We start from the raw sequence: 14,284 nt of genomic DNA, 5'->3' as shown, positions 1-14,284 counted from the left end.
TCAGGACGCTCCGCACGCGGGGCGTCTCAGGTCGCCGATTCGAGAGGAAGACTGAACGCTATGACGATACCGGACAAGCAGTACGTGGACTGGCTGGTCGAGCAATCGATGCTTAACGCCGCAAGACAGCGCGCCAAGACCTATTCGGGGCAGGGCAGGCTCTGGCAGCGTCCTTTCGCCCTCGCACGTCCCAGAGACGCCTCCGCTATCGCCTCGGTCTGGTTTACCGCCTACCCGGCCTCCATCGTCACCCGCGAAGGCGGCTCGGTGCTCGAGGCGCTGGGTGACGAAACCCTTTGGCATGCACTGTCGGAAATCGGCATTCAGGGCATTCACAACGGGCCGCTGAAGCTTTCCGGCGGACTGCAGGGGCGCGAGCGCACACCGAGTATCGATGGCAACTTCGACCGTATCAGTTTCGGCATCGACCCGGACCTGGGCACCGAAGCACAGCTGTTGAGCCTGTCGCGCATTGCCGCAGCGCATAACGCGGTGATCATCGACGACATCATCCCGTCACACACCGGCAAGGGCGCAGACTTCCGCCTGGCCGAGATGGCGTACGAGGATTACCCCGGTCTGTTCCACATGGTCGAGATCCGTGAGGAAGACTGGCAGCTGTTGCCTGAAGTACCTGCAGGTCGTGACGCTGTGAACCTGATGCCCGATGTGGTGGATCAGTTGCGCGACAAGCATTACATCGTCGGCCAGTTGCAGCGGGTGATTTTCTTCGAGCCCGGGGTCAAGGAAACCGACTGGAGCGCCACTGACGTGGTGCAGGGCGTCGACGGCAAGGCCCGCCGCTGGGTTTACCTGCATTACTTCAAGGACGGTCAGCCCTCCCTGAACTGGCTGGACCCGAGTTTTGCCGCGCAGCAGATGATCATCGGTGACGCGTTGCATGCCATCGATGTCATGGGCGCCCGCGTATTGCGCCTGGACGCCAACGGCTTCCTTGGCGTCGAACGTCGCGCCGAGGGCACCGCCTGGTCGGAAAGCCATCCACTGTCGATCACCGGCAACCAGCTTCTGGCCGGCGCGATCCGCAAGGCGGGCGGCTTCAGCTTCCAGGAACTGAACCTGACCATCGATGACATTGCCTCCATGGGGCAGGGTGGCGCAGATCTGTCCTACGACTTCATTACCCGGCCGGCCTATCAGCATGCGCTGCTCACCGGTACCACCGAGTTCCTGCGCCTGATGCTGCGTCAGGTGCATGCCTATGGCATCGATCCGGCGTCGTTGATCCATGCCTTGCAGAACCACGATGAGCTGACCCTGGAACTGGTGCATTTCTGGACGCTGCACGCCCACGACACCTTCCATTACCAGGGCCAGACGTTCCCGGGTAATATCCTGCGCGAGCACATCCGTGAGGAGATGTACGAGAAGCTGTCCGGCGAACACGCGCCGTACAACCTCAAGTTCGTCACCAACGGCGTCTCCTGCACCACGGCGAGCATCATCACCGCAGCGCTGGGCATTCGTGACCTGAGCACCATTACCGATGCCGACATTCAGCAGATCCAGCACATTCACCTGCTGCTGGTGATGTACAACGCCATGCAGCCGGGGGTGTTTGCCCTGTCGGGCTGGGACCTTGTCGGTGCCTTGACGCTGCCGGCCGAGCAGGTCGACCACCTGATGCAGGATGGTGACACGCGCTGGGTTCACCGCGGTGCCTACGACCTGGTGGATCTGGACCCTGAAGCCGAATTCTCTGCCGGTGACATGCCGCGTCCCAAGACGCTGTACGGCAGTCTGGTCACTCAGCTCCAGCGTCCTGATTCGTTTGCCTCGCAGCTCAAGAAGATTCTCGCTGTGCGTCGCGCCTATGACATCGCGGCAAGCCGTCAGATTCTGATTCCGGATGTCGAGCATCCGGGGCTGCTGGTCATGGTCCACGAATTGCCGGCCGGCAAGGGCACGCAGATCACTGCGCTCAATTTCAGCGCGGAGACGATCGTCGAAACGCTGCAGCTGCCTGGCATTGCGCCGGGTCCGGTGGTCGACATTATCAACGAGCGTGTCGAAGGCGATCTGACCGAGCAGGGCGAGTTCACCATCACCCTGGATGCCTACGAAGGGCTGGCTCTGCGTGTGGTTAGCGCCTTGCCACTCTGAGGTGTCACGCGCAGCCGTACTGGCTGCGTGTTACCGGCTAATCGCGGTGTTCAGGGCTGATGCTTTTTCAGGCGATAGGCAAACTGGGCGCGGCTCAGGCCCAGCAAGCGCGAGGCGGCCGCCAGGTTGCCTTCGCTCCTCTCCAGCGCTTCGTGAATCAGGCGCTGTTCGAGGTCGTCGATGGAGAACGTCTGATCCGGCTGATTAAGGGAATCCAGCAGCGCGGCCGCAGGTGCCTGCTGTGCGTTCGCAACCGATGCCTGACGCAGCGCGCCGTGGTGATTCAGCGAGTAGGTATCCGGCGGTAGCGACTCGTTGCGGAAAATATGCACCAGATCGATGGCCTGGCCTTCATCACTGGCAATCAGGCCGCGCTCGATCAGGTTCTGCAATTCACGCACATTCCCGGCAAAGTCATAACCCAGCAGGGTTTTCAACGCGCGCATGGTCAATCCGGCCGGCGTCCTGCCGTACTCCAGACAGAACCGCTTGAGAAAGAAATTGATCAGCAGCGGAATGTCATCGCGGCGCTCGCGCAACGGCGGCAAGGCGATCGGGTAGACATTAAGGCGATAGAACAGGTCTTCACGGAAGTCGCCATCGGCCACCGCCTTACGCAGGTCGACGTTGGTCGCCGCCACCACTCGAACGTTGACCTTGATGCCGTGCACACCCCCAACGCGCTCGATCTCCCGTTCCTGCAAGGCGCGCAGCAGCTTGCTTTGCCCGGCAAGGCTCAGGGAGGTGATCTCGTCCAGGAACAGCGTGCCGTCGTTGGCGCGCTCGAAACGCCCCGGTCTGGAGTGTGTCGCGCCGGTATAAGCCCCTCGCTCCACACCGAACAGCTCGGCCTCGACAAGGTTGTCGGGGATGGCTGCGCAGTTGAGTGCCACGAACGGGCCTTCGCGGTTGCGGCTGAGCTGGTGCAACTGGCGGGCGAACATTTCCTTGCCGACTCCGGACTCGCCACTGATCAATACGGTTGCCGGGGTCATCGCCACCCGCTGTAACGCCTGAGTGGCAGCATTGAAGGCCGCGCTTGCGCCGACCAGCGGCTGGTCGGTGCCGGCCGCTGGGCTTGCCTCATGGGTCGCCGCTGGCGCCGGCGCTGTTTGCACTGGAACAGGTGAGTTGACCGCTCTCAGGTAGCTCAGGTCGCGCTCGACATCGCCCCATTGTTCCGAGGTCTTGCCGACCACACGGCAGCTCGCATGCCCCATGCCCCGACATTCCACTTCACGAAAGATCACCATCTGCCCGAACAGGCCGCTGACAAAACCGATGGCGTAGCCGATTTCGGTCCAGCACACCGGATCCTGGCCGACACCATAGGCCGCGACATGCTCGTCGGCTTCGCAGGAGTGATGCCAGAGAAACTCCCCCTCATAGAACCCTGACTCGGCGTCGAATTTGAAGTGCAGCGGCTCGACCTTGGTCATGCCTTCCAGAGTATGCAAGTGCGTACCGGCACGAAACGCCGAGGAGGCGTCAGCCTGTGGCCAGCGTTCGCGAATCAATCGGGCGTCACGCGCGCCAGACAGATACCCGGCACGGGTGAACATCCCGCGCGCCTGTTCCTGGCCCAGCCGTTCGATGATTTCGCGGCGCAGGGTGCCGAACGATGAGGTGTGCAGCAGCAACATCCGCTGGTCATTGAGCCAGATGCGCCCGTCGTCAGGCGAGAAGAACAGGCAACCGGTCAATTCCTCGGCGGTTGGCGAATCGCCTGCGTGTGTCTGACTGCTGTCGCCGCGAGGCGAAAAATGCTCGGTGGGGACGCTGTGATCGGGCAACTCGCAGTGAGGGTTATTCATTGTTGGACCTCGGCCGGGCAATGGTCGAAATGATCAAGTCGAAGCTTGATTAATAAACATAACTTCATCAAATGAACAAGCGTGTCCGCGTAGAGTTTCCCCATGAGGGTACCCGACGTTTCAGCGACGTCGTCGCAAACCCTTGTCCCAAAGCGGTTGAGTGATGACATGATGGCCGGATTACAATCCCGGCACAGCCTTTGCTCTGACGTACGTACGGCGCATGCTTCCCATGACAAATGGGACACGCGATTACAACCATAAAAGCCGGAGTCTCAATATGTCAGCGTCTGATGGCACCCCTCTGTTGCAACGCGCGATTGAAGCCGAATGCGTTTTCAATGGCGACTGGATTCCTTCCTCGTCTCCTTCATTGCCCGTCATCGAGCCTGCGACCGGCGAGCTGTTGATGAACACCGCCATGGCCGATGCTGCAGACATCGCCGTTGCCTGCCGTGAAGCCGCGCTGGCTCAACCTGCCTGGGCGGCGCTGGGGCCGCGCGAAAAGGCCGACATATTTCTTCTGGCCGCCGATCATGCGGTCTGTGCGTTCGATGAACTGGCCCTGTACGTCGCCCGCGAGACCGGCGGCAGCCTGCACAAGGGTCAGCACGAAGTAAACGAGACCATCGTGTTGTTGCGTCAGGCTGCGGGCATGCTGTCGCAGGCTCATGGTCATGGCCTGATACTGCCGAGTCAGGCCGGGCGTCTGTCCTATGCGCGGCGTGTCGCGCACGGCGTGGTGGGGGTGATTTCGCCATTCAATTTTCCCTTGGTGCTTTCTCTGCGCTCGGTCGCTCCGGCCCTTGCTGCCGGCAATGCCGTAGTGCTCAAGCCCGATCCACAAACGCCGATCAGCGGCGGTTTCCTGATCGCCCGGCTGTTCGAAGAGGCCGGCCTGCCCAAAGGGCTGTTGCACGTCCTGCCGGGTTCGGCCGATGCCGGCGAAGCGCTGTGCCGCGACACCAACGTGCAGATGATCACCTTCACCGGCTCGACCGGGGCCGGGCGCAAGGTTGCCGAGGCTGCGGGTCGCAACCTGAAGAAAGTGTCGCTGGAGCTGGGCGGCAAGAATCCGCTGGTGATTCTCGAGGACGCCGACCTTGATCTGGCCGCCAGCAACGCGGCGTTTGGTGCCTGGCTGCACCAGGGGCAGATCTGCATGGCCACCGGGCTGATCCTGGTGCACGAATCCATTGCCGCCGAGCTGACCCGCAAGCTGGCGGACAAGGCGCGGGCGCTGACGGTGGGTAACGCGGCACGCGGTGAGGCTGCTCTGGGGCCGCTGATCAACAAACGGCAGTTGCAGCATGTCCATCAGGTGGTCAGTGACAGCCTGCAGGCCGGCGCGCGACTGGAAACCGGTGGCGAGTATGAAGGCCTGTTCTATCGACCGACTGTGCTCAGCGGCGTTAAACCCGGCATGCGTGCATTCGACGAAGAGATTTTTGGCCCGGTGGCCGTGGTGGTCAGTTTTTCCACGGATGAAGAAGCCATCGAACTGGCCAATCGTTCCGAGTATGGCTTGGCGGCTGCAGTGATTTCCCCGGACATCGGCCGCGCAACGGCGCTTGGCGACCGACTCAGGTGCGGCATGTTGCACATCAACGATCAGACGGTGGCCGATGAGTGTGTCAACTCGTTCGGCGGGCGTGGTGCGTCGGGCAACGGTAGCAGCGCTGGCAGCCCGTCGGACTGGGATGAGTACAGCCAATGGCAGTGGGTGACGGTGAAGAACCAGGCGCCGGCCTATCCATTCTGAGTCGGACTGATATTCCACGCTTCATCGCAACAAGTGATTTGATTCAACAGCAAAACGTGATCCAACAACAATAAGAGCGCGTGACTATGAACCTGAATAACAAAACACTGATCGTCACTGGCGTGTCATCCGGCATCGGCGCTGAGCTGGCACGTGTGGCACGCTTCCAGGGTGCCCGAGTGATCGGCATCGATCGTCACGAACCGCAACTGACCGTGGACAGTTTCTTCCAGGTGGACCTTGCCGATCCAGTCAGTATCGATGCGTTGATCGAGCGCTTGCCCAAGCAGATCGACGGCCTGTGCAACATCGCCGGTGTGCCCGGCACAGCGCCCGTTCAGGCGGTCGCCCAGGTCAATTACCTCGGGCTGCGCCACCTGACCCAGCGCCTGCTGCCGCGCATCGCGCCGGGCGGCAGCATCGTCAATGTGGCGTCGATACTCGGTTCGCAGTGGCCGGAAAGGCTGGAGTTGCACAAGGCGCTGGCCGCCACTGAAAGCTACGGCGAAGGGCAGGAGTGGCTGGTGGCCAATCCGGTCGCCCATGAAACCTGCTACCAGTATTTCAAGGAGGCGCTGATCGTCTGGAGCTTCAAGCAGTCGCAGGAATGGTTTCGCGATCATTCGGTACGCGTCAACTGCGTCGCACCGGGACCGGTGTTCACGCCGATTCTGGGAGACTTTGTCAGCATGGTTGGCCAGGAGCGGGTTGCTCGTGATGGCCTGCATATGAAGCGTCCTGCGCTGGCCGATGAGGTGGCCGAGGTGATTGCGTTTCTGTGTTCCGACGCCTCGCGCTGGATCAACGGTGTCAACTTGCCGGTGGATGGAGGGTTGGCCGCCTCCTACGTGTAATGGCTGCACGTGTTGCAACCCCGGCGACGCGTTCGTGGCGTCGGGGCTCTTGAAAACAACAACAATAAGTACAGGAATCACAAGATGCCCAAGTCAGTCTTGCGTACCGTTGCGACCGTATCATTCATCGCCTTGTCATCGACTGCATACGCCTATGACTTGCCCGGCCTCAATCTGGGCAACACCAGCTTCTACGATGGATCCCCGGCGCCTGCAGGCCCGGGCTGGTATCTGGAGGAGTATCTGAACTATGCCAAGGCCAATCGCTTCAATGATGTGAATGGCGACAAACTGCAACTTCCCAAACAGGATGTGGATGTCCTGGCGGTGACCACGCAGATCATCTACGTCGGTCAGCCATTGGCCAACGGTGCCATGCCGGGTATTACCGCGATCAACACGTCGCTGGCGCATGTCGACGTGGATGACGGTCTGGACAACACCGCCCTGAGTTCGCGCGCCGGTTTCGGCGATCTGGTCATCGGCCCGTTTCTGCAATTGCCGACAATCACCCGTGCCGATGGCAGCCCGTTGCTGACCCAGCGTATCGAGGCGGACATTGCGATTCCGGTCGGCGCCTACGATCGCAATCGTTCGATCAATCCCGGCAGCAATTTCTGGTCGTTCAACCCGTACTACGCCGCGACTTACTGGTTCTCGCCGAAATGGTCGGCCAGCGGGCGTTTCATGTATTTGTGGAACGGCAAGAATGATGACCCGCAAGCCGGGTTCGGCAATGTTTCCGATACGCAGGCAGGGCAGGCCCTGCACGCCAACCTGACGTTGCAGTACGCGGTTAACGAGCAACTCTCGCTGGGGCTCAACGGTTACTGGCTCAAGCAGTTCACGGACACCCAGGTGGACGGTCATGATGTCAGTGGTCGCAAGGAAAAGGTCTGGGCTATCGGCCCGGGCCTGCTGTATGCCTTCAACAAGGAGAACGTGCTGACGGTCAATAGTTACTTCGAACAGGGCGCGGAAAACCGCACCGAAGGTAACAAGCTGGTGCTGAATTTTCTGCACAAGCTGTAAGGCATGAGACTGTTTTGACTATCGTTCCAACGCTCCGCGTTGGAACGCAGTTCGTGACGCTTTGCGTCACACCTCTCAGATGCGGCGCAACAGCATGACTTGCCGTTAGCCGCTGCCATAGAAGGGCTTTTCGATCGCGATGGCACTGACGACGCAGAGTGCGACGTAAGTGACGGCTGAGTCCTGGCGCTGATCCGGGGGTAGCCTGGCAGGACGCCAGGCTAGCCGCACCGGGCCATGGAGGGCCCGTTGCGGCGACCCCCGGATCAGTGACAGGGCGAAGGAACCCGACGAAGTCGGGCCGGAAACGGAGCCAGGGGGGGGGTTGGTTACTTTGCCCCATCAAAGTAACTCGCCGAGGGGCGAAAAGGTAACCTGAGCCGAACCCCAATCCATCTGACAACGAAAAACCGCTGTGTGACGCGGAGCGTCACAAACTGCATTCCCACGCGCAGCGCTCACTGCGATCCGCATAGCTCACAAAGACGTTAGTCCAAACGCTCTATTTCTGGAGGCTGTACCGACCTCTTCGCGAGCAAGCTCGCTCCCACACGACGTGTGCATGACTGTGGGTGCAGAGCGTGGGGACGATGGCATAGCGATCTGATCAGCTCGACTCTGCAGCCTTTAGCTCACGCTTTTCGAGAACGACCGACCTGGACAGCACCGTGATCGCCGCCAGTGCGGCAATCACCAGGCCTGGCGAGGTGGCCAGCAGCACGCCGGCTGTTCCTGCGCCAGCGCCCAGCAGTTGTCCGGCCGCCAAAGGACCGGCGACCGAACCAAGACGGCCGATGGCCACTGCAGCACCCACGCCGGTGGCGCGTACCGAGGTCGGGTAGGAGGGCGGGGCCAGCGCATACAGCACCAACTGTGCAGCGATGACAAACACCCCGGCTGCAAACCCGGCAATGCCCATCGTTACGATACCGACCGACAGACCCACGCCTGCCAGCGCCGCGAGCAAGCCGGCATAGACGAACAGCACAACCTTGATGCCATTGCAGCGATCGAGCAACAGCCCGCCCAGCAGCGAGCCCAGTGCACCGCCGATGTTGAACAGCATCTGCACCATGCCCGCCTGCGGTTTGCTGAAACCCTGACCGATCAGCAGTGAAGGCAGCCAGTTGAGCAGCATGTACATCACGGTCAGGGTGAAGAAATAGCCGAGCCACAAGGCCAGCGTTGTGCGAGCCCGGCCTTCGCCGAACAACGCAGTGGCGCTTGAGTGCCGAACGCTGCCGGCGCTGGTCTGCTGTTTGAAGGCGCTGGACTCGGGCAGCAACAGGATCATCAGCGGAGCCACCAGCAGCGGCACCAGACCGCCGATGATGAACGTGGTTTGCCAGTGCTCGCTGGTGAACATGGCCACCGCCGCCGCCAGGGCACCGCCCAACGGAACGCCTGCGTACATGACGCTGATGGCCAAGCCGCGGTGACGTTCGCTTGCGGCTTCGGCGCACAGGGCAATCAGGTTGGGCAGCGCTGCCCCCAGGCCCAGGCCGGTCATGAAGCGCACCAGCAACAGGCCGGAAAAGCTCTCGACATACGCAGTGCACAGCGAAAAGACCCCGAACAACAGCACTGCGCTCACCAGAATCTTCTTGCGCCCGATGCGATCGGCAATCCACCCGCCAAAGAACGCTCCAGGCAGCAGCCCGATGATTCCGGCGCTGAATACCCAGCCCATCATTTTCGGATCAAGGGCGAAGGTCTGACGCAATCCGGCGGCCGCCGTTCCGGCAGCCTGCAGGTCGAAGCCTTCGATGAGCGCAACGATAAAACACAAGACAATGGTCAACGTCGATCGACGTAACGGAGTGTTCATGGGGCAAGCCTCATTGTTGTTTTTGTTGTGACGAAGAGCCTGTTCCCGAGCGCCAGACGAGGCGTTGTGACAGGTGTTCATCAAGGTAACAAAAATAACTAAAAAGTGAATGTGGCCTAAATAATCGTGAAATACCGCACTTAGTCTTTTGAAAACATTGAGTTAGCGGCGGAATATTGAGGGCTTGATAAAGTGGTTAATAATATTAATGTTCGATTATCGATCACTCTGGATTGACGCAGCTGCGGAATCTTTCAATTCTCTGCTCACGGACCTGCAGTCATGCGCCGGGCCGACTCCAAAAACAACAACAATAAGTGGACATCGAACATGCCAAAGCTCGCTCATGATGCAGCAAGCGCTGTGTCAGCTCCCTTTTTTTGTGGAAAACGTTACGGCCTCGCGCTGGGCCTGCTGGGTATCAGTGCCATCCCCGATCCTGCACAGGCGCAGGGTTTTCTGGATGACAGCCATGGCACCCTGACGCTGCGCAACTATTACATGGACCGCGATTACAAGGATGAGGGCGCCAAGACTGCGACTCGGGAGTGGGCGCAGGGCTTCATCATGAATGCGGAGTCCGGCTTTACCCAGGGGCCGGTGGGTTTCGGCCTCGATGCGCGAGCGCTGGTCGGCGTGAAACTGGATTCTTCGCCAGACCGCAGCGGCACCGAGTTGTTACCGGTATCCGCCAGTGATGGCCGTGCGGCTGACGAGTATTCGCGACTGGCCCTGACCGGCAAGCTGAAATTCCACGAAACCACGGTCAAGACCGGCGATGTGTCGATTTTCCTGCCGTTCGCTTTCGCCAGTCCCTCACGACTGCTGCCGCAGACCTTTCGTGGCACCACGCTGACTTCCAAGGACATCGATGACCTGACCCTCAATGCGGGCTATATCGACCGGGTCAACAAGCGTGACTCCAGCAACTACCAGCCCATCAGCATTGCCTCACCGAACCGCCGTTTCAATGGGGCGGCAACGTCGTCGCACATGGCCTATGTCGGTGGCGATTATCAGGTCGACAAGGACCTGAGCCTGCGCGTGTATCACGCCGAAGTGGACGATCTCTACACCCAGAACACCCTGGCCCTGTTGCACAAGCTGGCGCTCGGCGACGGCGTGCTGAGCACCGATCTGCGCAGCTTTTTCAGCCGTGATACCGGCAGCGCGAAAGCCGGTGAAGTAGACAACCAGAACCTGTCCGCGCTGTTCGGCTACAGGTGGGGAGGGCACAGCGTCAGCCTCGGCTACATGCATTCCAGTGGCGACACGGCGACGCCTTATGTCTCGGGAACCGAATTGATGGGGTTGAGCGAGATGACCATGAGCTCGGACTTCCTCAACGCCAAAGAGCGCACCTGGCAAGCCATCTACGACTATGACTTCACCGCCGTCGGGCTGGTCGGGTTGCGCACTCGCCTGCGTTATGTGCGTGGCGACAATATCGAACTGGCCGCTTTCAATGCCGATGATCGCAAGGAACGCGAGTTTCAGATGGAACTGGGCTATGTCGTGCAAAGCGGTCCGCTGAAGAACGTCGGGCTGCTGGCGCGCAAGTCGATCTATCGCAACGACTTCCCGGCAGGTGCAGCCTTTCGTGACGAGAACCAGACACGCTTTATTGTGCAATACAGCTTGCCGCTCTGGTAATCGTCCCCTTATCAACGGCAGGGAAGCCGTCGATGGCCGCTTTTACGATTGATACACCTTTTTCAGCAACCTGAGCAGGTCCTGGCGCTCCTGTTGATCGAGCGCGGAGGTGGAATCGAGGTCACTGTCCACGGCGATCTGTTTCAGTTCGCGCAGCAGTGTTTCGCCGCTTTTGCTGAGAAAGATGCCATACGAGCGTTTGTCCGGCTTGCAACGCACGCGGACCGCCAGCGCGCGCTCTTCGAGCTTGTTCAGTAACGGAACGACCTGAGGCGGTTCGATCGCCAGCGCCCTGGCCAGGTCTGCCTGCATGAGACCCGGGTTCTGCTCGATGATCGCCAGTGCCGAGAACTGCGCCGGGCGCAGGTCGTGTGCGGAAAGACGTCCGATCAGGTTCTGGAACAGCTTGAGCTGTGCGCGGCGCATGGCATAACCGATCAGATCATCCAGCGCAGAATCCGTTGGCAAACGCGCCTCGGCAGCCTGTACGGGAGCCTGGCAAACGTCGGCGATGTCAGATGGCTTGGCCATTGAAAATGCTGTCCTTTTGTTTTGATGGGGCAATCAGCCGATCAGTTTGCCGAGGTTGGCGCACGATAGCTATGGGGTTAAGTCACTGTGACCCGCCTGTTCGGACGGAGTGCCGAGATTTTGATTAATTCAAATAACAGTTAATTGACATAACTATTTTTGCGGTTTAGCTTTGAGTCATCTTCAAGCCAAGAACAAGAGAGCATCGTCATGAGCAAATATGAAGGCCGCTGGTCAACCATCAAGGTCGAGATCGAGCAAGGTATTGCCTGGGTTATCCTCAATCGGCCAGAAAAACGCAACGCCATGAGCCCGACCCTGAACCGCGAAATGATCGATGTGCTGGAAACCCTCGAGCAGGATCCCGATGCCGGCGTGCTGGTGCTGACCGGTGCTGGCGAGGCGTGGACCGCCGGCATGGACCTCAAGGAATACTTCCGCGAGGTGGATGCCGGACCGGAAATTCTTCAGGAAAAAATCCGTCGCGAAGCCTCCCACTGGCAGTGGAAGATGTTGCGCATGTACGCCAAGCCAACCATCGCAATGGTCAACGGCTGGTGCTTCGGCGGTGGCTTCAGCCCGCTGGTGGCGTGTGATCTGGCGATCTGCGCGGATGAAGCTACCTTCGGCCTGTCGGAAATCAACTGGGGCATTCCGCCCGGCAACCTGGTGAGCAAGGCCATGGCCGACACCGTGGGCCACCGCCAGTCGCTGTACTACATCATGACCGGCAAGACCTTCAACGGTCAGAAGGCCGCTGAAATGGGCCTCGTCAATGAAAGCGTACCGCTGGCGCAACTGCGTCAGGTGACCATCGACCTGGCCAACAATCTGCTGGAAAAGAATCCGGTGGTATTGCGCGCCGCCAAGCACGGCTTCAAACGCTGCCGAGAACTGACCTGGGAGCAGAACGAAGACTACCTGTACGCCAAACTCGACCAGTCACGCCTGCTGGACAAGGAAGGTGGCCGAGAGCAGGGCATGAAACAGTTCCTCGATGACAAGAGCATCAAGCCTGGTCTGGAAGCGTACAAGCGCTAGTCTGGCATCCAGCTGTTTTAAAACCGAGTCTGTAGTTCCTGATAAAGATAATAAAGAGGAATCACCATGCTGGACGTGCCCCTGCTGATCGGCGGCCAGTCATGCCCCGCGCGTGACGGACGTACATTTGAACGCTGCAACCCGGTGACTGGCGAGGTGGTTTCGCGGGTGGCGGCGGCGACTCTGGAAGATGCCGATGCGGCGGTCGCAGCCGCTCAGGCTGCATTCCCCGGCTGGGCGGCGATGCTGCCCGGCGAGCGTCGTGCGCGTCTGCTTGAGGCTGCCGCGCAGTTGCAGGCCCGCAGCGGCGAATTCATCGCTGCTGCAGGCGAAACCGGAGCAATGGCCAACTGGTACGGCTTCAACGTACAGCTGGCCGCCGACATGCTGCGCGAAGCGGCATCCATGACGACGCAGATCACCGGCGATGTCATTCCCTCCAATGTTCCCGGCAATTTTGCCATGGCGCTACGCCAGCCCTGTGGTGTGGTCCTGGGTATCGCGCCGTGGAATGCGCCGGTGATTCTTGCCACGCGTGCCATCGCCATGCCACTCGCCTGCGGCAACACCGTGGTGCTCAAGGCCTCGGAGCTCAGCCCCGCCGTGCATCGACTGATCGGCCAGGTGCTGCAGGATGCCGGGCTGGGTGACGGTGTGGTGAACGTGATCAGCAACGCGCCTGCCGATGCGCCGGCGATTGTCGAGCGCCTGATTGCCAATCCGGCAGTACGACGGGTCAATTTCACTGGCTCCACTCATGTCGGGCGCATCGTCGGTGAGCTGTCGGCGCGGTATCTGAAACCGGCACTGCTGGAATTGGGTGGCAAGGCACCGTTTCTGGTGCTCGACGACGCGGATCTCGACGCGGCAGTAGAGGCTGCAGCCTTTGGCGCCTATTTCAATCAAGGCCAGATCTGCATGTCCACCGAACGGCTGATCGTGGACCACAAGGTCGCCGATGCCTTCGTTGCCAAGCTGACAGCCAAGATCAAAACGTTGCGCGCGGGTAATCCGGATGACAGTGAATCGGTCCTCGGGTCGCTGGTTGATGTGGGTGCGGGAACGCGCATCAAGGGCTTGATCGACGACGCCGTGACGCTTGGCGCAACGCTGGTGACTGGCGGGCAACTGCAGGGCAGCATTCTGCAACCGACGCTGCTCGACGGTGTGACAGATGCCATGCGTCTGTACCGCGAAGAGTCCTTCGGCCCGGTGGCCGTGGTGCTGCGCGGCGACGGTGACGAAGCGCTGTTGCGACTGGCCAACGATTCGGATTTCGGCCTCTCGGCGGCGATTTTCAGTCGTGACACCAGCCGGGCCCTGGCGCTGGCGCAACGAGTCGAGTCCGGGATCTGCCATATCAATGGACCCACCGTGCACGACGAGGCGCAAATGCCCTTCGGCGGGGTGAAGTCCAGCGGGTATGGCAGTTTCGGCGGCAAGGCCTCGATCGAGCAATTTACCCAGTTGCACTGGGTGACGTTGCAAAACGGGCCACGGCACTATCCCATTTGAACCACCCGATCTGAAACCTTCCAGGCCGGCGGCAACGCTCTTTTACACAAGACCGTGTCGCCGGTGACTCAGGCACAACAATAACAAGGCTGCAGCCTGGTGCTGCAACGCTCGGCCCGAACCGCTGTAT

At 60.4% G+C, this 14,284-nt stretch carries 10 protein-coding genes; 7 read left to right on the top strand and 3 right to left on the bottom strand.

All coding sequences use genetic code 11. The features are described 5' to 3' along the window. The first annotated feature begins 60 nt into the window (after positions 1-60). The gene (treS, locus tag BLR20_RS04775) at positions 61-2,124 is read left to right on the top strand and encodes a maltose alpha-D-glucosyltransferase (protein ID WP_010430086.1); all 2,064 of its coding nucleotides are present in this window, start codon (positions 61-63) and stop codon (positions 2,122-2,124) included. A 50-nt stretch (positions 2,125-2,174) separates the two neighbouring features. Here the strand turns inward: treS and BLR20_RS04770 are convergent, their stop codons facing one another. Continuing rightward, a complete protein-coding gene (locus BLR20_RS04770; protein WP_054994177.1) occupies positions 2,175-3,938 on the bottom strand; it encodes a sigma-54-dependent Fis family transcriptional regulator in 1,764 nt (587 codons plus the stop codon). 280 nt (positions 3,939-4,218) lie between these two features. On the opposite strand from BLR20_RS04770, the gene BLR20_RS04765 reads away from it, so the two are divergent. The 3 genes from BLR20_RS04765 (at position 4,219) to BLR20_RS04755 (ending at position 7,586) form a co-directional block, all read left to right on the top strand. Further along, complete coding sequence (locus BLR20_RS04765; RefSeq protein ID WP_032612997.1) at positions 4,219-5,700, top strand: benzaldehyde dehydrogenase; 1,482 nt, start codon at positions 4,219-4,221, stop codon at positions 5,698-5,700. A gap of 86 nt (positions 5,701-5,786) precedes the next feature. After that, entirely contained in the window at positions 5,787-6,554 is a 768-nt protein-coding gene (locus tag BLR20_RS04760; RefSeq protein WP_010430093.1) for a coniferyl-alcohol dehydrogenase, read from the top strand. Positions 6,555-6,638: 84 nt separating this feature from the next. Then, positions 6,639-7,586, top strand: a complete 948-nt coding sequence (locus BLR20_RS04755; RefSeq protein ID WP_010430095.1) for a SphA family protein — start codon at positions 6,639-6,641, stop codon at positions 7,584-7,586. A 607-nt stretch (positions 7,587-8,193) separates the two neighbouring features. Here BLR20_RS04755 and mhpT read toward each other — a convergent pair. Then, positions 8,194-9,414: a 3-(3-hydroxy-phenyl)propionate transporter MhpT gene (mhpT, locus tag BLR20_RS04745; RefSeq protein ID WP_054994176.1), complete on the bottom strand. Its 1,221-nt coding sequence runs from the start codon at positions 9,412-9,414 to the stop codon at positions 8,194-8,196. Positions 9,415-9,744: 330 nt separating this feature from the next. Here mhpT and BLR20_RS04740 point away from each other — a divergent pair, with 330 nt between their 5' ends. Next, positions 9,745-11,067 carry an OprD family porin gene (locus BLR20_RS04740; protein ID WP_054994214.1) on the top strand — a complete coding sequence of 441 codons (1,323 nt, stop codon included), beginning with the start codon at positions 9,745-9,747 and terminating at the stop codon, positions 11,065-11,067. Positions 11,068-11,109: 42 nt separating this feature from the next. On the opposite strand, the gene BLR20_RS04735 is transcribed toward BLR20_RS04740, so the two are convergent. Then, positions 11,110-11,598 carry a MarR family winged helix-turn-helix transcriptional regulator gene (locus tag BLR20_RS04735; protein ID WP_010432689.1) on the bottom strand — a complete coding sequence of 163 codons (489 nt, stop codon included), beginning with the start codon at positions 11,596-11,598 and terminating at the stop codon, positions 11,110-11,112. Between the two features lie 210 nt (positions 11,599-11,808). Here BLR20_RS04735 and BLR20_RS04730 point away from each other — a divergent pair, with 210 nt between their 5' ends. Beyond that, on the top strand, positions 11,809-12,639 hold the full coding sequence (locus tag BLR20_RS04730; protein ID WP_032614069.1) for a p-hydroxycinnamoyl CoA hydratase/lyase: 831 nt from the start codon (positions 11,809-11,811) through the stop codon (positions 12,637-12,639). Positions 12,640-12,705: 66 nt separating this feature from the next. Next, a complete protein-coding gene (locus BLR20_RS04725; protein WP_054994175.1) occupies positions 12,706-14,154 on the top strand; it encodes an aldehyde dehydrogenase in 1,449 nt (482 codons plus the stop codon). Positions 14,155-14,284: the final 130 nt, after the last annotated feature.

The organism is Pseudomonas congelans, from assembly GCF_900103225.1.
In the GTDB taxonomy this organism is placed as follows: Bacteria; Pseudomonadota; Gammaproteobacteria; order Pseudomonadales; family Pseudomonadaceae; genus Aquipseudomonas; species Aquipseudomonas congelans.
Note: the sequence above shows the minus strand (reverse complement) of the source record. Positions and strands in the feature narration are given on the sequence as shown.